Origin of the sequence: Microcystis sp. LE19-10.1B, assembly GCF_027530565.1 — a bacterium.
Classification (GTDB): domain Bacteria; phylum Cyanobacteriota; class Cyanobacteriia; order Cyanobacteriales; family Microcystaceae; genus Microcystis; species Microcystis aeruginosa.
In genome coordinates this window covers 1-19803 of record NZ_JAPZQM010000294.1, presented here as the reverse complement: position 1 = coordinate 19803, position 19803 = coordinate 1, and the positions used below count along the sequence as shown (strand labels likewise).

13 protein-coding genes and 1 pseudogene are annotated in these 19803 nt (G+C 38.1%); 6 read left to right on the top strand and 8 right to left on the bottom strand.

Features of this window, described 5'->3' with window-relative positions:
• Positions 1-113: 113 nt before the first annotated feature.
• From O9332_RS10505 to O9332_RS10480, 6 genes are all read right to left on the bottom strand, one after another.
• Positions 114-449 (bottom strand): nucleotidyltransferase domain-containing protein, encoded by a 336-nt coding sequence (locus O9332_RS10505; protein ID WP_002758903.1) that lies wholly within the window; start codon positions 447-449, stop codon positions 114-116.
• A 66-nt stretch (positions 450-515) separates the two neighbouring features.
• A complete protein-coding gene (locus O9332_RS10500) occupies positions 516-1127 on the bottom strand; it encodes a Uma2 family endonuclease (RefSeq protein ID WP_002758906.1) in 612 nt (203 codons plus the stop codon).
• A 17-nt stretch (positions 1128-1144) separates the two neighbouring features.
• Positions 1145-1756: a Uma2 family endonuclease gene (locus tag O9332_RS10495; RefSeq protein ID WP_002758908.1), complete on the bottom strand. Its 612-nt coding sequence runs from the start codon at positions 1754-1756 to the stop codon at positions 1145-1147.
• Positions 1757-1916: 160 nt separating this feature from the next.
• Positions 1917-2564 carry a hypothetical protein gene (locus tag O9332_RS10490; protein ID WP_002758911.1) on the bottom strand — a complete coding sequence of 216 codons (648 nt, stop codon included), beginning with the start codon at positions 2562-2564 and terminating at the stop codon, positions 1917-1919.
• Between the two features lie 91 nt (positions 2565-2655).
• Positions 2656-5502: a LamG-like jellyroll fold domain-containing protein gene (locus O9332_RS10485; RefSeq protein WP_002758912.1), complete on the bottom strand. Its 2847-nt coding sequence runs from the start codon at positions 5500-5502 to the stop codon at positions 2656-2658.
• Between the two features lie 49 nt (positions 5503-5551).
• Positions 5552-9532 (bottom strand): hypothetical protein, encoded by a 3981-nt coding sequence (locus O9332_RS10480; RefSeq protein WP_288025339.1) that lies wholly within the window; start codon positions 9530-9532, stop codon positions 5552-5554.
• Between the two features lie 712 nt (positions 9533-10244).
• Here O9332_RS10480 and O9332_RS10475 point away from each other — a divergent pair.
• A pseudogene (locus O9332_RS10475) lies at positions 10245-11532 on the top strand (RNA-guided endonuclease InsQ/TnpB family protein).
• Between the two features lie 13 nt (positions 11533-11545).
• Here O9332_RS10475 and O9332_RS10470 read toward each other — a convergent pair.
• On the bottom strand, positions 11546-12145 hold the full coding sequence (locus tag O9332_RS10470) for a hypothetical protein (RefSeq protein WP_002758919.1): 600 nt from the start codon (positions 12143-12145) through the stop codon (positions 11546-11548).
• 12 nt (positions 12146-12157) lie between these two features.
• Positions 12158-12724 carry a calcium-binding protein gene (locus O9332_RS10465; protein WP_002758921.1) on the bottom strand — a complete coding sequence of 189 codons (567 nt, stop codon included), beginning with the start codon at positions 12722-12724 and terminating at the stop codon, positions 12158-12160.
• 241 nt (positions 12725-12965) lie between these two features.
• On the opposite strand from O9332_RS10465, the gene O9332_RS10460 reads away from it, so the two are divergent.
• The 5 genes from O9332_RS10460 (at position 12966) to O9332_RS10440 (ending at position 19457) form a co-directional block, all read left to right on the top strand.
• The gene (locus tag O9332_RS10460; RefSeq protein ID WP_288025335.1) at positions 12966-14021 is read left to right on the top strand and encodes a hypothetical protein; all 1056 of its coding nucleotides are present in this window, start codon (positions 12966-12968) and stop codon (positions 14019-14021) included.
• A 92-nt stretch (positions 14022-14113) separates the two neighbouring features.
• Positions 14114-15079 carry a tetratricopeptide repeat protein gene (locus O9332_RS10455; RefSeq protein WP_002758924.1) on the top strand — a complete coding sequence of 322 codons (966 nt, stop codon included), beginning with the start codon at positions 14114-14116 and terminating at the stop codon, positions 15077-15079.
• Positions 15080-15380: 301 nt separating this feature from the next.
• A complete protein-coding gene (locus O9332_RS10450; RefSeq protein ID WP_002758926.1) occupies positions 15381-15641 on the top strand; it encodes a hypothetical protein in 261 nt (86 codons plus the stop codon).
• The gene (locus O9332_RS10445) at positions 15628-16038 is read left to right on the top strand and encodes a type II toxin-antitoxin system VapC family toxin (RefSeq protein WP_012264691.1); all 411 of its coding nucleotides are present in this window, start codon (positions 15628-15630) and stop codon (positions 16036-16038) included. The genes O9332_RS10450 and O9332_RS10445 overlap by 14 nt, the downstream gene beginning before the upstream one ends.
• Positions 16039-16232: 194 nt before the next feature.
• Positions 16233-19457, top strand: a complete 3225-nt coding sequence (locus tag O9332_RS10440) for a CHAT domain-containing tetratricopeptide repeat protein (protein WP_288025331.1) — start codon at positions 16233-16235, stop codon at positions 19455-19457.
• Positions 19458-19803 lie beyond the last annotated feature (346 nt).

Sequence of the window (19803 nt, the reverse complement as noted above, 5' to 3'; positions counted from 1 at the left end):
CTACCTGTTAATAGATTAATAAATTGTGAAGAAGGGGAAGATTTGTCTGCGATCGCTTTTCATTTTTCTTGGAAGCTGACGAGCTTTTAAAAGTAATTCAATCTGATCTTCTGTCATAGAATTATTCCCTCTTTACGAATATTCCTAAGCAAAGGACCAGAACGATGAATGAATCGGTATTCATCCATAAATATACAACTGATTACCGAATCTTTTTCTAAAGATAAACTGGCTATAATGAATCCAGTTTTTTCAATTTCTTCACTGGCATTTACTTCTCCTTTAAGAACCACTAAGACATCAATATCAGAGTCTGGATGTGCGTCACCCCTGGCCTGAGAACCAAACATGATCAACTGTTTAAGGCGATCACCGTAATGATTTTTTAATTCTCGTTTCAGTCGAGCGAGAATGGTTTTTAGGGTATCATTGACAATCGTTAATGTCATGGTTAACTATCCTTGGTTACTTTGATTTAGAAGCATAGTACATCATTTTTAATAAAAATTAAAAATTTACTTTTGCCCTTGAAAAACTTGTTCAGCCGTTAAATTTAACTCAGGAAAGATTAGTGATTTATTAATTAAATCCTTTCCCCTAAATTGTTGTACTTGATACTCCCCATCGATCAGTTGATAAATAGAAAGAGTCGGTTGTTTTGGCTGTCCAATAAAACGCACTCCACCTATGCCTAAATAATCTACAATCCAATATTCCTTAATACCCATCGCCTCATAATCAACTAATTTATAACCATAATCATCCCGCCAATTACTACTAACAACTTCAATGACTAAAGGAATAGATTCCCCATTAATAAGAGTTGATTTTTTCTCCCATAATGGCTCATTGATCAGATTTTGACGATTAATTAGTAACAAATCTGGATTATAACCCGTTTCCTTATCCTTTAACTTAACTAAAGCTTTCGGCGGAATGCGATAGGGTAAATTCATCCTCAGGTATTCTAAGGTTAATTCTTGGGTAAGAAAGCTAGTAATATCCTCATGTTGTCCTGTGGGTTGCATCTCGATAATTATTCCTTCATGTAATTCATAATGGCGATTTTCCGGTAGCCATTCGATAAACTCATCAAAGGTGATTAATTTTGGTAATAATTGAATCATAAATAAAGTCTCCTATTTTACCCTTCATCTAATTCAAAATCAACTCTTGCATACAAATCTTTCAAGGAAATTTCAAACTCATCTGAAGCCAATTTTAACAGAGATTCTTCTCCTTTATAATCACTAAAAATCCATTTACCATCCCCCTGCTTAAAATATTGAGTTGCATAAAAGCGATATTGATCAATTAAAATATATTCTTGAAACTCGGGAATAGAACGATAAAATTCAAATTTATCTGTCCGAACGCCTACGGCGCTGCGAAGCAGATCATAATCTCTGGTTGAGCGAGAAAGAACTTCGACAATAATTAAAGGATTTGTTACATTAGTTATCCCTTTTCCTTCATAGATAGGTTTTCCCTTAATAACCATCACATCAGGATAGGTATAAAGACGATATTGAGGTATCCACAAGCGGACATCATTCATATAAACATAGTAATCTTGTTTTTGAATGTTGAGAGGAAATCGCTTGTAAAAATTCCCTGCAATTTGATTATGATTCGTTGTCCCTCCCGGCATAACTACAATTTCTCCATCTCGGTATTCATGTTTGTCTGTTGCTTTTTCCTCTAAAGTTAAGTATTCTTCGGGGGTATAGTATTTTTTTTCTGTTTGCAGGATCATGATTGATTACCTCTTGTAATTTCACTAAGAATATCGAGTAATACTTGTGCTGCGGAAACACTTTGACGAGCTTTTAAAAGTAATTCAATAATGTCATGGTTAATCATCCTCTTAGGGTGGGGGGTGAATTGGAGGCGATCGCTTAACAAGTTTTCCCGATTTACCCCGTCATATTTATGATCATAATTTTAGCAATTTGTTTGAGAATTTGCAATATATCCTCTAACTGATTTCTCCGGGGTAAAAGCAGGGAAAAAATGTTAGAAAAGTCATATTGAGGAACGCCTTGAGTCAGCATTTTAATAAACATAAATTCATCACCGTTACCTATCAAACCGTAGACCGGTATTTGAGGGTTAGGATTTGCCATCATGTAAGTCATTATTTGCGGTAATGCAACGGGAAAAGCAATGGTAGATTTAGACTCAATGATTAACACCCACAGTTGTGGAGCAATAATTAAAGTATCTATTCTCCCCCGTAAGATTTCCTCCTCTTCTTCTATTTCTAGCTCAACACTTGCTTCCGTGGTGACATAGAAAGGTTCATCATATAAACCCGCTAATGTCAGTAAAGGAGAAATGAGTAATTGATTGATAACTCCTTCGGTGAGAGAAACTCGTTTTCTATGACGTAAAAACCGTCTTTTAATTTGCTCTAGGGTTTCTTTTTCTTGATCCGTTAGTTCAGGTAAGTCCTGTTGCCATTCCTGAAAGAATAGCTCATTATCTGTAGGAGATAATTTGAACTTTTGTTCAAGAGCTTCTAGGGTGGTGATAGTTTTAGAAATAGGGTAAGTCTGTATCATAAGAAATTCCTCTGAGAATTGGGAGTGGGATGAAGTGCGATCGCTTTTTATGTTCCATCATTTTTTAGCTAATTTGGAGCAAAATAAAAGGCTATAGCTTCATAATATAGGCTAACGCATAATAGGGTGGGATGTTGTTATGTGCTTGTCCAGCACCACTTTGATTGATAGCCAAGTTATGAGTATGTTCCCCCTTTCCCCCAGTCGGTGCTGAATTAGGAGTCCATTGTGCCACAGGGTCTCCGTATGTATAGGCGTAGCTGTTTGCATTAGCCCAATTATTTGCATTGTTATAAACATTTGCTTGTATCATTCTCTCCTGCCCCCAACCTTCTCCACCACCACCACTATCCGTTGGGATGATATGCCGGTGCTGACTACTTTCTGCTGTTCCAGTATGTCTGTGAGGAGGCATTTGTGCTTCGGTTAGGGTTACAGTAGCCTGACCCCCAGTAGTCTTAACTCCATAGTTAGATCCTGCACCTACTATAAACCGATCTCGCAAATCGGGTGTACCATTCTGGCCATCACATAAAGCCCAACCAACAGGAATTTGATTGACATCCCCAGCCCACATTATAATCATTCCCCTTAAAACGACTGAAGTATTATCATAATTCAACAGTTCATAGTAAGTTGTTTTCAGATGAGCATTAAGTCCTTTATGGGGTTGACAGACTTCCATTGCTCCCGCTCGTCCTTTGACAAATAAGAGAACATAGGGAGAACGCTCAGGAAATTCACCTTTTTCTGCCTCAAAAGCCCTGAAAGCCTTAATGGAGGTCAATAAAGTTTCTGCAGCTCCACCTCTAGGAGCATTCCTTATAGCATCCCAACTAGCTACTGCAACAACATCACCATTAGCAACATTGTTTTGATCATTAATCCAATTTGCCCAATCATTCCAATAACTTTTATCGGCAAAAATATCATGAGAAGTGCCTTTTTTATAACTACCATCAGGACGAAGAATAACTGTATTTAATCCCCTGTTATTAGTCATAGTAATTGCAACATTAGCAATTTTTAAAAACGTATTATTTCCTTCGGGAGAGTCAAAAGCAGAACCTCTTAAATAAATCTCATAATTTTCATAAATCAGAGGATTTCCACCTCGGTAAATTGTGCCGCTAACATTGAGATCGCCTCCCTGTACGTTTAATTTGAATTTCCCTGGGTCGCTGATACCAATCCCTACATTACCTTCCTTATATAAAATGGGCATTTTCTCTATGGTGCAAATAAAAGTTCCATCCCAATAACCCGGAATATTTTCATAGCGTATATAAAGATTGGTCTGACCGGAAGGAAGAGAAGAAATGATATTGTTAATTGTTAATTCAATACCCTGTTCCTGTCGTAACTCAACGTTTTCTTCATTTTGATTAGTTATTGTCCAAGTTGGCGACTGTCCTTGAGTCTCTTTAACAATTTTCCACTCCTCTATATGTCTTGCCCTCAGTCGAAAATCTTTTCCTTGAATCCCTATTCCTTGTACCTGACTTGTGGTTCCCAAAGCCCAATCCTTATTTTGATTTGCTTCTTGAACATCAAAAGAGATAATAAACTTAGAGGCATTATCCCCCTTACTATCTGGAATCAAAGGAATAGATTTATCTTTTAATACATTAACAATTCGCAAAGTTAACTTATTTGTCGTTGTGCCATCATTCAAAATCCGATTAGAGCCTACAAAACTGACATGAAGCGGAATATTTTTCTTCCCTCGATGATCGATAACGCTGAGTTTTTTTTCTCGATAATAATGAGTTAAAGTCTCTCCTTGATAAGTAAACTCTGGACATAAAAACTCAACTCTGGTTGTTCTCGCCCCTCCCGCTGCTGAAGCACTGACGTTTGGCAGGGTTAAAGTAACGACCTCATTAGCTGATAAAGTAGTATTAGTTGTTAAGAAATAGAGAGAAACTATCCCATCTGCTTGAGTAACAGGAGAACTCATACTCCAATTACTTTGGGGTTTTAAAGCCAATTGCTGTAAAGATTTAGGCGATAGAGTATCAGGTCTAAATCTTAATTCAAAATGATAATTATTTTGAGTGACTGCTCCACTTTTTGCTGGTAAAGTAATCTCTTGTTCTGTATCATTTTGAATTTCAAAAACCAGTTCTTCTCCCTTAGTATCATTTTCAATAAAGATAATGGACTCTTTATTGTCCCCTTCATATAAGTCAAAATCAAGAGGATAGGCAAGATTAAAAGCGGCGATCACCGTTAAATTATCATTTATATCCTGTTTAATTTCTTCTGGAGATAATGCCTTTTTATAGATGCGGAGATGAGCAATTGTTCCCGCAAAATAGTTAGCATAAGCTTCATTGCTTCCTCCTCTACGTGCTAGATAAAGAGGTGAATCATTTTGTGTTTGAGATTGGGTTGTATCATCCGTACTATTTTCTTCACGTCCATCTAAATAAAGCCGCAACTTGCTCCCTTCTTTAACAAAAGCAATGTGATATAATTGCTCACTATTAAGTTTAGTTGTGGTGGTGATAGAGGGATTATTAGAACCATCATATCTTGCCGCACAGATTGTTTGGTTATCAGGAATATATCTGATGACATAGGGATAACCTCCACTACCATTCCATTTTTCAATAATATCGTTGTCACCATTGGTTTTAAATGGTTGTTCTTTGGCTATTTTTATCCAACTGGCAACGGTAAAATCTTGATTAGTTGCAAAGTTAATGTCCTCTGAATTAGGAATTTCTATATAGTCTTGTCTTCCATCAAAAATGAAACAACTGCCAAAATGTTCATCACTCACAACTTGGGGATTACCATGAACACTATATTGGCTCTCAGTAGAAGCTGAAACATTCTCACTTAAAAAAGCACTACGAACTCTTTGATTGTCTGCATCGGGGATAATGGTATCTAGTTTTAGATGTAGAACTAAGTCATTAGTGTTACTCATAATTGATACTCCTTGATTTAAAAAATTAGCGGGTGAATCTTGAATAAAGTTAGGGATTAGGACTATTAGGGTTTGGTGGCTCTTTTTTTAGGCTTAACTTTAACCATCCCTCTCGAATTTCTTGCTTGCCAGAGAAGATAGCATTAACATTAGTTTGACCTATTTTGTCAGCAGTTGACCATTGCTCTTTTTCTTTCTCTAACCATGACCACTGATAACCGACTTCATCAGGTAAAGCTAAATTAATCTTACCATAATCTGTCAAGATAGGAGCAGAGAAGAAAGTAATTTCTATTTTCTCTAACGCTTGTTGATATTGATCCAGGGGAATATCAATTGATTTCGTCGGTAAAATTCCAGTAGTTGCGTGAACTTTTCCTCTGGGATCGATGAGCATAGTCAATAAAGTGGGTGAATCTTTTAGATTAAGATCAATATGCCAAGGATTGTTACCATTATGAAATTCAATAGCAGGATGATTAATTCCCTCTAAATCACTTTGAGGGGCATAAAATACATCCTTGAGACTTCCATTATCCCCTTCCAACCAATAACCTAATAAACCATCATTTAACTGTTTATATTCCCCTAAACGAATTGGAAACTTGACCTTTTCAAAGCCATCCGTTTCTCGGAAATTACGTCTTAAATCTTGCCAAAATACCCCCCAATCTTGGTTAATAGCTGGAAGTCCCTCTAATTCCAAATTTAAAGAAGCTCTGACTAGGGCAATAGGTCGTCCCATTAACAGTACTAAACCTTGATTTTGCGCTGAATTTTCGGGATCAATGTTTTCTAAACCACTATCTAAAGCCGAAATAAAATTAGACAAAAATTCTGCCCCCTGCTTAATAATATAGTTAATCACTTTTTGTAAATGATCATCAATTTTATCAAAGGGGATAACCGTATTTTCCCCCGGCGCAGCTTGCCATTTTGCTAATTGATTAATCGAACCCAACGCCTTACCTTGATTATCATAGATAGCGAGACTATTATCTAAATTATTAGGCAATATCCAGCCACAAATAGGAGTAGTAGCTGGATGACTATTCATTTCCTGTTCCCCTTCAATTGCAGATAACCAACGGAAATTAATACGCGCCGGTTGTACCAAACGAGGGGGTAAAGATATCAGATAGGGACTGCCTGGAGTCGTCATCTGTTCAGGAGTGATAATATTTCTAATATCTAAATCCTTCACTTGTCCAAAAGTATCCACCAACCGTAACCGCAAAATCTTCATTACCCCTGAGCGAATTGGGTTAAAATCATTTAAAGGTTCTGGCGCACTACGGACACTTTGTTGTACCATTTCTTTTATTTCATTTGTAAAAGGCTGATAATCATTAAATCCTAAAGGATCAGCAATAGGTAACTGTAAGGTCTGTTTGTGCATCAATAAAGCCTCGTTAAACCCTCCTAAAGCTTGAGATAGACAATTTAGGCTTAAAAGATTTTGATAAGCTCTAATGGCAGTATAAATGGGGTCTTTAGCTTTTTGATCCGAGAATAGATTAGTGAAAATTAAATTAGGATTACTAGGATCATAACAGGGTTTTTGCTCATACCAAGCTTGAATGGCTTGAATCTTTTCTTGTTGGTCTAAGTTGGTCAAAGAATTTGGTTTGTCCTTATACCAATCTTGGATTCTTTTTTGGTAAGCTTCTTCTTGTTCAGACAGGTTTAGTTCGTAATATTCTTTAGCCTCATCAGGTAATTGTTTCTTTAAATAAACTTCTATTTTTTCCTTAAGCTTAATTCCGGCATGGGGTGTTAAAATACTCCGACCACTATAAACATTAGCAGCTTTAAGAACAGCCCCCTTTCCGTACTGTAAAGAAAGCTCTGGCTCGTTTTCTTTCAAGGTATAATTACCCGTAATAAACTCAGCATCATATTGATGATTATAGATGCCATGATTACAGCCATTTTGGAGGGGAAAAACTTCTACCTCCCACTCTAGTAAAAACGGATGCCAAGGTTGTTCTTCCCAAGTGTTAAAGCCAATATGTTCCCCTGTTTTATTGTTTTCTATCTGATCAATCTTACCGAGAATAGACGAAAATCCATTGAGAAAAATGTCCTCTTCCTGTTGTAAAATCTCACATTCTAACAGTCCATCATCCCTCAATCTTCCATCTTGTCCATGGCGAATGGTGGGTTTTACCCCTTCCCCCACCATCAAGATAACCGGTTCTGTTGGTTGCCAATAACGGGAACTGGCAATAGGTTTCAGGGTGTAAGGTGGTGGAGCTTTTAAAATTAGCTGAGGGAAAGAAACTTCTAAAAGCAGACGATTGCAACGGACTAATTCTTCTTCGTTACAATCAATTAAATTGGGTTTTTTCTCTAATAATACTTGGGCAATTGCCTTGAATACATCTTCTTGGTAAAAGTCCCTTTTAGTCAAAATTAAATTTAAGGCATCTATAATTTCTCCTTGATTTTTCCCTGCAATTTTACTGGCCAAATCTGGGATTAACTGCTTAATTATTTTAATCGGCTCTGTTGTTTCCTGTTCTAACTGATTAATCAATTTTTCCCAGTCTAAAATATCACTAACTTTTAATTTACACTGGGTAATATTTGCTTGAGTGATCGCCTGTTGTAATTGAGTTAAAGATTCATTCAATAACTTTTCATAATTCTCTAGATTATTCAGTTTTGCCTTTAAAGGTTCAATTCCCTTCTCCTCAATATAATATTTAACTTCATCAATATCAGGATACTGAGCGGTGCTACCTTGGGGGGGATAAACACTTAACATATACTTATACCAATCAGAAAAGAGTTGCCGACGCATTGACTCAATTTCATCGAAAGTACAGTCATATTTCTGTTGAGATAGATTAAGCTGATTCAGTTTAGGAGCTATATTATCGGGTAAAGTAACTTCGCTCTGAGCTTGAGCATCTTCAGCATTTGCTGTTGTAGCGTTTGTGCTTCCTAAAGTAATTGTCCATATTGTGCCAGATGAGACCGCATTAAACCCTTTTTCATGGCGTGCTTCCTCAAACTTAGCTGTTAGATCCAACTGCCGATGTTCTAGACTAGAAGATAGGGTTAAAGCTTCTAATTGATCTTCAATAATAGATTGAGAATTGTTGTCAATTTTTTGACCTAAATAAGCAGATAATGCCTCCGTTCCCGTATTTCCTACAGCCACTTCTACCGAAATTTCTTTCTCTGTATTGGTTGGAGAAGCAAACTTTAAGCGGGCATAGCAAAGTATTCTTTGAGGTATTTGTTCATTGCTTTTAACGGGAATGTCCCACTTGAATTCCTCTTGTATCGCTTTGATTAATTCCTGTGTACTCAATTTATCTTTTAATTTTAATTTTAACTGAATAAACTGATTGAAATAATCCTTTTCTAAGTGACTATACCACGCAATCACATCATACTGTAACCCATCAGTATTTTCAGGAGAATAATCATCATAAAATCCAAAAACGCTGTGACAATTGGGATAAAAAGCCGCAAAAGTCGGTTCACCATAACCTACCGCCGTTAATAAGGGTAAGTATTCAGCCTTGGGATCATTTTCTAACCAAGCTTCTATAGGCAGTTTGCGACCTAAATAGCGAAATGGTTGATGATTACCATTACCATTCTTTATCTCAATGGGATAAGCAATACTACCTAACTGCTCCCCTTCTCCTTCCCGATAAAGATAATCACTCTCCACCACCCATTGACGTTTTTTGCCGTTAAGAGTGCGTGTTACTAACCAGCGATTAGGAACTGATGGGAAAACTGTCTTTTTATCGCTATCTTGAATACCTTTTGTTAAAGCATCGGGTAACGCCCAATGTAAATGGATTCCTGCTTTCAGGTAGAGATTTTGATTTTGAAAGGGTTGGGAAACAATCTCCTCGCTGATATGAGCAATATTCGGATTTACGTCTCTTTTTCTATTAAAATAAGGAATTATGCTCAAATCTGCCATCGCCTCTATAACTAGGCGCTCTCTTTTCAGATAAAGAGCATCCAAATGAACAGGAATCATTAAAATACTATTGACCATGTTCTAATTAGGATTACAAGCATTTATTTTTGCCCCGATTATAACAGGTTTAGTTTTCTAATGTTATAGTCTTTAGTTTTTATGCACAAATCAGATTTATTTTTTCGGGTGCATCTCATAAGTAGGGTTGGCTGAATAAATCTAAAAACCGATGCTCTAAGTAGTTGGACAAAAGTAAAGTTAACTGTGGGGTAAGGAGTCGGTCGTCGGTCGTCAGTCCCGATGCCAAAGTTGGCACCGCCAAGCCTGAAAGTGGTACTTTTCCCTCCTGCCCCCTGCCTCTTTCAAGTCGGTCGTCAGTAAGAATTGCGGCAATTTACATTTCTTAAGATAGACAACAGAATTTATGTCAGACTACTTAACAAATATATCTTGACCACTATTCCTTGCGCGATAAACGAGCTTCGGCGGGTCTTGTTGCCAGAAAAAGTATGGGTCTTAGGAACTAGGACTCCTGCGTGGGTCGGGACAGAGCCTTGCAACCAGGAAAAAGCTACTAAGTGAGACATAATTTCTTAGTCTCACTTAGTAGAGGATGTTGGGTTTTACCTAAAATGTCGGATGAATGCCCCCGCTAGATTTTTCGACAAGATACTCACCTTTGCGGGGGATGAAATCCGACCAGAATATCAACCGCAAAGCACGATTTTAATTCTACCATTTGTAGGTAAACTGTGTTATACTTAATTTATCCAGGGTCGAAGATTAATCAATGCTAGTCGTAGAAGCCAAGTTAAAAAACGGGACACCAGAACAATACCAAAAACTTGATGAAGCTATTAGAACTTCTCAGTTTGTGCGTAACTCTTGTGTTCGTTATTGGATGGACAATCAAGGGACAACCCGCAATGATCTCCAAAAACTTTGTGCGGTACTAGCTAACAATAAAGAGACACCTTGGGTTAACAAATTAAACTCTCAAGCTCGTCAATCGGCTGCTGATAGAGCCTGGCAATCAATTAATCGATTTTACCAGAATTGTCATGCTAAGATACCAGGGAAAAAGGGGTTTCCTCGGTTCAAAAAGCATAGCCGTTCGGTTGAATACAAACTAACAGGCTACCAACTATCTGATGAGCGACGTAAAATCAGATTTACCGATGGCTTTAAAGCAGGAGAATTTGATTTATGGTGTAGTCAAAAGACCTTAGTTTATTATTCAGAGCAACAGATTAAACGGGTAAGAGTTGTTAGACGTGCTGACGGTTATTATTGCCAGTTTTTAATTGACGGAGAACGGCAAGAATACCATAAACCAACGGGACAAATAACAGGAATTGACTTAGGGTTAAAAGAGTTTTATACCGACGCTCAAGGCAATACTGTAGAGAATCCACGTTATTTAAGCAAGTCAGAAAAACGACTGAAAAAAGCACAAAGGAGATTATCAAAACGATTTCGTCAAGGAAAGAAACAGTCTAAAAACTATCACAAGCAACGGATAAAAGTAGCTAGGCTTCACCTTAAAGTATCAAGACAACGTAAAGACAAAGCAATTAAAGACGCTTTGGCGTTAGTCCAGTCTAATGATCTGGTAGTCTATGAAGCTTTAAAGGTAAGAAACTTAGTCAAAAATCGTCAGCTTGCCAAGTCGATTTCTGATGCTTCTTGGTATCAATTCACTGAATGGTTGAATTATTTTGCCAAGATTTATCGGATTGTTTGTATTGCTGTTACTCCCCATTTCACGACTCAAGATTGTTCAGTTTGTGGGACGAGAGTTCAGAAATCATTAAGCAATAGAACTCATCAATGCCCTAATTGTAAAACAATCTTAGATAGGGATCATAATGCAGCAATCAACATTCTTAAAAAAGGGTTGCAATATTTGGGAAATTATCTCAACGGTACTGTTGGGCAAACAGAAACCGACCCAAACGCATAATAGAGAGTCCGGCCTCTGGGTTTTCAGTGGAGACATTGAGAATCTAAGCTGTCTCGTTGAACAAGGAATTTCCGATAGTGATAGGTCAAGAATCCCCCGTCACAGCGTAGCTTGACGGTGGGAGTATGTCAATTTCTGGCTTTGCGGATAGCACTCCCTAGCATTAAACCCCCAAGGGTAATATAAGCAAGAACGCTGCTGGATTCTGGAGTCGTTCTTTTAGATGCAACACGAATCTGAACAAGAACATCATCGTCATCATCATCTACAGTGAAAGATGCAGCGTCATCAAGATGAGCTAAGAAGATATTAGCATCTAGTAACTCAAATGTATTTCCTCCGAAACCAAGGCTATTATCTAGATCTGAAAAAACTATTTGTGAAGCCATATCTGTGCTTCCAATTGTAGCGAAAAAACTTTGACCATTCCAGTTAGTTAGAACTGCCAGTGGAATTGGTTGATCTGGATTAAAAGACCCCAAAAAAACCTCACTGTTTGTTGATGGATTATTCGGCAATCCTGAAAGAACTGGAACAAAGTTTTCTGAAGTAGTCCCAAGACCAAACTCAGAATTGGCACCAGCACCACCTCCTAAGGATTTAACGTAAATATCAACCTGATCAGGAAATTTAAACTCTGCTGCACTGCTTGGATTAGTAATACCGCCAACGAATAAAGCAATAGCAAAAGTAAATAAGGGATATTTGGGGTTGCAGGGATTGAACATTTTTGTTGCTCCTCAAAAATTAATTCTTTTTTTGTTGTTCGTTATCTTTTGTTCCTTGAGAACAAGGTTCATGCTTTTAGTTTGACCAGTGAGCAAAAATTCCCCAGTCGTCTGGAACAGGCGAACCAAAAGATTCGCCCGCTGAAAATCCTTGATTACGTCAACTCCTTCTAGAAGAGAACCGAAATAAAAGACATCGGCACCAGTGCCGCCAGTGAGGATATCATTGCCATAGCCGCCATAGACAAAGTCATTCCCAGCGCCTCCTAATAGAACATCCTTGTCGGCTCCGCCAAAGAGATAATCAGTGTCGTTTCCGCCTGATAAAGTGTCAGCACCCGCTTCGCCAATGAGCAAGTCACTACCGTTTCCGCCGAAGACATTGTCATTTCCAGCGCGGCCGAAGATGATATCTGCACCATCTCCACCATCAATGTAGTCGTTGCCTATTCCACCGTCGATGTAGTCGTTGCCCCCTTGGCCGTAAATGCTATCATTCCCTTCATTCCCGTACATGGTGTCATTACCGAAACTGCCGAACAAGAAGTCATTGTAAATTGTACCGTTGTAAACTGGCATTAGCTGTCAACTCCTGTGAATTAATTAAGTTGATGATTCAAGTCAAACATTCAGAGCAAATAACATTCAATAGATACTGAATAACAAATTGGTATCAGCCAACAACTCTAAATAACTTTAAATAGCTCTAAATAACCGTACATAACTTTTAATAACCATTAATAACATTGCTTTCTCTTTCTCATAAAAATATTGACAAATCCGAGGAAATGATGTAATCTTTAAATATCTCTATTAATTTTTGATTATTTTTGAACTAAAAATGGTTGGCATTCCTGACACGATAGGAACTAAAGATAAAGACCTATTGCAAAAAGCATTTCTAAACCAGATATTGCAAAATACTGGTTTGATAAAAAATCAAGATCATAGTTGTTTATTTCAACTTCTATATCATCCCAAAAATCAAGATAAAAAAAGAAGTGAAATTGTCGAAATAATGAAAGATAAGCATAATCTTCATTATACGGAAGCAACTATTAATGAATATGCGAAAAGAATTAGGAGAATAATGGTAGATGTGTTTAAACAAGCGATGATAGACGATGGATTAGAATTAAGTGTCAATTTAATTACTACTAAATATGAGAAGAAAGGAAAACCTCAGAATTCAATTGAACCTCATCAAGTGACTTATCAATGGTTATGGGAGAAAAAATTTCCTCGGATGGGTTGGGAATTAGCAAAAGAAGTTGCTGCACCTGCTTGTAATAAGTTAACGATGCTGGATATTAATGAAAATTTTGAGGTAGAAAAATCCCCTAATGGAGGAGCCTCAAACGGGAGTTCAAAAAGGGGTCTAGTTATGAATGGTACTGTAATTAAGCCAGAGCCAGATAAGGGTAATTATATTTATCTTAACAAGCCCCATTATTTATGGGTTAATTTACCTGACAATGGTCAATATTTATTATTAATTAATGAGACGGTAGAAGGAAATTTTTATCTCTTTAGTCCTTCAAGAGCATTTGCCTATGTTCCTTATACTAAGCTGTCAGAAGGACTTCGTTTACCCCCGTCTGAAGGACTAGCTCGATTTTTCCAATATGATGCAGTAGGAGATGAATATTTTCTGGCAATTGTCACAGAGCAACCCATTGATTTATCTTGGGTTAATGGGGAATCTGACCCTACAGATATTATTTTAAGTCAAGAGCGTCTTGAGGAGATATTTATTAAATTGGGTCAACAGGGTAATAGTGAAGTGTTTTATAAGCGGTTTAAGGTGGTGGAACAAACAATTAATTACTCTGAGCAATCGGCAACAATAATCAACAACAAAAACTTAGTTTATTAAAGGAGAGGATCAAAAAATATTAGAAACTATCAAAAAATTACAGCAATAAACTCAATGTAAACCTACAATACTTGATCAAAAGGCCATCAATCATGTCTCTACCTCTTTCCTCTATTTTAGTGACCCTATCTCTCGGTTTGGGCTTTGTTTCTCTCCCTCTACCCATTCAATATTTGCCTGTAAATGCCATCGCTCAAGTCAATTCCCCCTCAACGGCTCAGGACTTTTTGGATCAGGGAGTAAAACAACTACAACAAGGTGATTTAGAGGCTGCCATTAATAATTTTAATGAAGCAATTAGACTTAATCCTAACTATGCTCAAGCTTATGGCAACAGGGGCATCGCCTATAGTCGTTTACAGCAATATGAGAAAGCCCTTGCTGATTATAACCAATATATTCGCTTTAATCCCAACTCAGCAGAAGCTTACTATAACCGAGCAACTCTCTACGATAAGTTAGGAGATTATCAAAAAGCGATCGCAGATTATGACCGAGCTATCCGCCTTAATCCTAATTTCAGTCAAGCGATTAGTAACCGAGAAATTGCCTACAATAATCAATTCCCGCAACAACAGCCACCCAATAGCAACCCCGCAAAAGTTCCAGTTCCACCCAATAGCAAACCCGCAAAAGTTCCACCCAATAAAAAACCTGCAAGGGTTTCAAGATCAAGAGTATTCTTTCCTGAGAATGGTCAGGGAGTGTACAACTTTGATCGGAAATCTGCGAGTAGTATCCTCAAAATTATACCGCCATCTGGTGCGGAAAATATGGTGATAAAGTTAGAGGATAAAATTAGCCGTAAACGGATCTGTTGGTTCTTGATATTAAAGGGGCATTCCTACGAAACACCCATTCCACCGGGGCAATATATAATAAAGTTGGCTACGGGTAAAAAATGGTATGGAGATAGACATCTGTTTGGTGCTAACGCATCCTACAGCAAAATTGACAAGGTGATCACTATTCCTGAGAATACACACTACACGATAGCTCTTACTCCAAGCCTATTGGGTACTCTCAAAGAAAAAAAGATCGGAGTGAATCAATGGTAGTAATAAGTAGCGGATGCTTATAACCTGTGGGGGCTTGTCTATGTAATGTCAGGAGATTATCAAATAAGGAATCCCTGACTTACAAAGATCAGTAACTTTATTTCAGCAACAGGGAGATAAAACACAAGCTCAAAAAATATTACAAGTTCTTAATAAAATGTCGTAATAACCTTGGTTTATTCAAGGAGAATGGTAACATAAATTAAGCAATCATTAACCCGATATTATAACTAGACCGCATCCTGTCAGCGATCGCCCTTGCCCATTGTCAACAGTAATTGCCCATAAAATAGGAAAAAAAATGCAAATTTCCATTCAACTAGACGATGAACACGCTCAAAAACTAGCCTATATTCAACAAACCACCCAAGAAAATACTTTAGAAACCATTCAACAAGCCATTGAACTACGCTATCAACAACTCCAAGAAAAAACACACGATCCCCTAGCTAAATTAAAACAAAGTTCCTTTATCGGTAGCTTTGAAGCAGAGGCTGACTTTGCCGAAAACTCAGAAAACATTTTGCATTCACTCCTATCCGAAAAAAATGATCATTGCTGATACAGGATTCTTTCTCGCTCTTGGCAATCGAAAAGACAAAGATCACTCGTTAGCCATTCAAACTATTTATAGTCAAAATGAAGCCTTAATTACCACCTATCCTGTTATCACCGAAACCTGTTATTTACTCTTAGCCAGAATAGGTAATCAGGCGCAAATCAACTTTTTGCAGGGATTGGTTAACGATAACTTTGAAATATTTCATTTACAAAATCATCATATTGAACGAATGATTGAATTAATGGATCGTTACGCTAACTTACCGATGGATATGGCAGACGCTTCTTTGATTGTATTAGCAGAGCATCTAGGACATGGAAGAATATTAACTGTTGATCGTCGAGATTTCAGTATCTATCGTTGGAACAATACGGAGGTTTTTAACAACTTATTGTAGGAGATATTTATTCAGGTTAATCAGGGTAATAGTGAGGTGTTTTATAAGCGGTTTAATGTGGTAGAAAAACCCATTAATCACTCTGATCAATCAGCAACAATAATCAGCAACAAAAACTTAGTTTATCAAAGGAAGATAGTAACATCAATCAATCCATAATTAACCAGATACAACAGTATAACCAAACCCTAGGAATGCTATATCAGCAGGGGCAATATGAGCAAGGGATTATCTTCGCTCAACAAACCTGTGATTTAGCCAAAAGTTACTCACTAACTAATGAGCCTATTTATGCTTATTCTTTGAATCTTTTAGCCATATTATATAAGTCAATGGGACGGTATGAGCAAGCTTTACCTCTCTCTCAACAAGTTCTCGAAATTGTTGGTAAAAGTTTAGGTACTGACCACCCTGAATATGCTAATTGTCTGAATAACTTAGCCCTATTATATGAGTCAATGGGACAGTATGAGCAAGCTTTACCTCTTCATCAACAAGCTCTGGAAATTAGTGGTAAAATTCTAGGTACTGAACACCATGACTATGCTGGTTCTCTGAATAACTTAGCCGGATTATATAAGTCAATGGGACAGTATGAGCAAGCTTTACCTCTCCATCAACAAGCTCTCAAAATTATTGGTAAAAGTTTAGGTACTGACCACCCTGACTATGCTAATTGTCTGAATAACTTATCCGTATTACATAAGTCAATGGGACAGTATGAGCAAGCTTTACCTCTCTCTCTACAAGCTCTCGAAATTCGTAGTAAAAGTTTAGGTACTGACCACCCTAACTATGCTAGTTCTCTGAATAATTTAGCCGTATTATATGGGTCAATGGGACAGTATGAGCAAGCTTTACCTCTCTATCAACAAGCTCTCGCAATTCGTGGTAAAAGTTTAGGTACTGACCACCCTGAATATGCTGGTTCTCTGAATAACTTAGCCGCATTATATAAGTCAATGGGACAGTATGAGCAAGCTTTACCTCTTCATCAACAAGCTCTCGAAATTCTTGGCAAAAGTTTAGGTACTGACCACCCCGACTATGCTCATGCTCTGAATAACTTAGCCATATTATATCAGTCAATGGGACAGTATGAAGATGCTTTACCTCTGTTGCAACAAGTCCTAGAGATTCAACATAAAAGTATTGGAAATAACCATCATGAATATGCAGTTTGCCTGCATATTTTAGCTAATTTATATCAGTCAATTAAACAGTATAAAGATGCTTTATTCTTCTATCAAAAAGCTCTAGAGATTGAACGGAAAACTATTGGAACTGACCATCCTCACTATGCTGCTTGTTTAAATGATTTAGCCCTTTTATACAAGTCAATGGGGGAGTATGGGGAAGCTATACCTCTGTTACAACAAGCCTTAAAAATTCGCCATCAAAGTCTTGGGAGTAAACATCCCCACTTTGCATATTTTTTATATAATTTAGCCCTTTTATATACAGCAACCAACCACCCAGAAGAAGCACTAAAATTAATGCAAGAAGCAGCGGAAATTGACTTAAAAACTATCTCGAAAATTTTTAGCATCAGCACCGATAAGCAACGCCTCAACTATCTTGAACAAAACTACTATAAAGTAGAAACATTTCTCTCCCTAGTTTTCCAACACTTTCCTAATAGCCCCGAAGCGGTACAATCTGCCTATAACCTCATCTTAAGACGGAAAGCGATCGCAACCGAAACCGCCATCCTGCAAAAAATCGCCCTTTTATCCCAACAATACGCCCATCTTGCCCCCAAACTCCAACAATGGCAACAAATCAGACAACAACTCGCCAAACGCTGTTTTGATATACCCACCCCCGAACAACTTCCCTACTACCAACAAGAAATTAAATCCCTCGAACAACAAGCGGAAAACCTCGAACGAGAATTAAATATCCCCGAACTTAACCTCGAAAAAGAACTGCAAAACGCTGATTTTCGTACCATCGCCTTAGAATTACCTCAAGGAACTACCCTAATTGAATTTATTAGGTTTAATAACTACAATTTTCAGGCAATTCCCGCCAACGGTGACGCTGCATCCTTTCCCCCTCGCTATCTTGCCTTTATCCTACCTGCCCAAGCCCCAGAACAGCTAACTTTGATAGATTTAGGAGAAGCTGAACCCATAGACAAATTAGTGAAAGAGTTTCGGGAATCGGTAGAAAACCCACGAGGATTAAGTGTGGCCGTATTTAAGAAAAAAGAGGATATATCGCCAAAAATTGAACTAAGCAAGCTTATATTTGACAAAATCAAGCCTTATCTCACCCAAGAATTAATTATCTGTCCCGATGGCGAATTAAACTGCTTACCCTTTGAAATTTTACCCACCGATAAAGGCAGCTACTTAATGGATGAATATCGCTGCAACTTCTTAAATGTAGGACGAGATATCCTGCGCTTTAAAGCCAAAATTCCCGCAAAAGTCACCTATCCTCTCGTTATCGCTAACCCTGACTATAACTTAGCTAGTCCCGAAAACACGCCATCAACTGCCGAAAATGAGGAAAAATTCCCCTTTAAACCATCCTTACGCAATTTAGCCACCTCTAGACAAGGACAAATATTCAACTCCCTCCCCGGCACCGAAATCGAAGGCGAAAAAATCGCTAAAATACTCAGAGTCAAACCCGTTACCGCCGCCAAAGCTTTAAAACCTCTTGTCTCCAAAGCCCAAAAAGCCCCTTATATTCTCCATATTGCTACTCATGGCTACTTTCTCGGCGATATAACCCCCGAACTGGACACAATTAACCAAAACTTCATGTTATCGAGTCTTTCCGCCTCAGAAAGATTCCAAGTCGGCACCAGACAAAATCCCCTGTTGCGTTCAGGTTTAGCCTTTGCGGGGGTGAATACGATGTTAAACGGCGGTAAACTACCCGAAGAAGCCGAAGATGGCTTATTAACTTCCCTAGACGTGCAATCTATCAACTTAGCAGGGACAGAGTTAGTAGTAACATCCGCCTGTGAAACCGCCTTAGGAGACCTCTACACAGGAGAAACCCTCATCGGTTTGCGTCGTTCCTTCATCCAAGCAGGAGCAAAAACCGTTATTATCAGCCTTTGGAAAGTGGAGGATGTGGCTACCACTATCTTAATGCAGTATTTCTATTATTATCTCCTGAAAGCAAAACTTAGCAAAGCAGAAGCTTTGAGAAAAGCCAAATCTAGCCTCCAGCGTCTCACCATCGCCAAAATGCGTTCCCAATGGCTAACGGAAGATGCCATCAAATCGGCAGAAAAACACAGTATAGGAACTGCTGCCCATTTGCGTGAATTAAGTCAAAAATCTGATTTAGAACGCCCTTATGAAGCTCCTAAGTATTGGGCCGCTTTTATTTGTTTAGGGAATCCAGCCGGTCTTCCGCTTTTACCACAGGCGAGCAAGGGACAAAATCTGAAATGAGGAAACTACAATTTCAAGATATCCCTTTATTTTTAGATTAGCCGAACCTCCTCCCCTTGCCCCCAACCCCCCAACATCGGGGGGGGTTGGGGTAGGGTTGATTCAAGGTAGGGTTGATTCAGTAGGGTTGATTCAAGGTAGGGTTGATTCAAGGTAGGGTTGATTCAAGGTAGGGTTGATTCATGAATCAACCCTACTAGATGAACGTAGCGACTGTCTTGATTGTCAAGGGGTAACTCAAAAAACAATCAAGGAGTTGCTGTCGAACCTAAAATCTCAAGCCAGAAAAAAGCGCAGCAAAAACTAAGTCGCTCAGGTTAAACCAAAGCAAGCGCAACCCTTGATC

Coding starts and splice junctions, on each gene's coding strand:
- O9332_RS10505 (WP_002758903.1), bottom strand. CDS start 449: ATGACATTAACGATTGTCAATGATACCCTAAAAACCATTCTCGCTCGA.
- O9332_RS10500 (WP_002758906.1), bottom strand. CDS start 1,127: ATGATTCAATTATTACCAAAATTAATCACCTTTGATGAGTTTATCGAA.
- O9332_RS10495 (WP_002758908.1), bottom strand. CDS start 1,756: ATGATCCTGCAAACAGAAAAAAAATACTATACCCCCGAAGAATACTTA.
- O9332_RS10490 (WP_002758911.1), bottom strand. CDS start 2,564: ATGATACAGACTTACCCTATTTCTAAAACTATCACCACCCTAGAAGCT.
- O9332_RS10485 (WP_002758912.1), bottom strand. CDS start 5,502: ATGAGTAACACTAATGACTTAGTTCTACATCTAAAACTAGATACCATT.
- O9332_RS10480 (WP_288025339.1), bottom strand. CDS start 9,532: ATGGTCAATAGTATTTTAATGATTCCTGTTCATTTGGATGCTCTTTAT.
- O9332_RS10470 (WP_002758919.1), bottom strand. CDS start 12,145: ATGTTCAATCCCTGCAACCCCAAATATCCCTTATTTACTTTTGCTATT.
- O9332_RS10465 (WP_002758921.1), bottom strand. CDS start 12,724: ATGCCAGTTTACAACGGTACAATTTACAATGACTTCTTGTTCGGCAGT.
- O9332_RS10455 (WP_002758924.1), top strand. CDS start 14,114: ATGTCTCTACCTCTTTCCTCTATTTTAGTGACCCTATCTCTCGGTTTG.
- O9332_RS10450 (WP_002758926.1), top strand. CDS start 15,381: ATGCAAATTTCCATTCAACTAGACGATGAACACGCTCAAAAACTAGCC.
- O9332_RS10445 (WP_012264691.1), top strand. CDS start 15,628: ATGATCATTGCTGATACAGGATTCTTTCTCGCTCTTGGCAATCGAAAA.
- O9332_RS10440 (WP_288025331.1), top strand. CDS start 16,233: ATGCTATATCAGCAGGGGCAATATGAGCAAGGGATTATCTTCGCTCAA.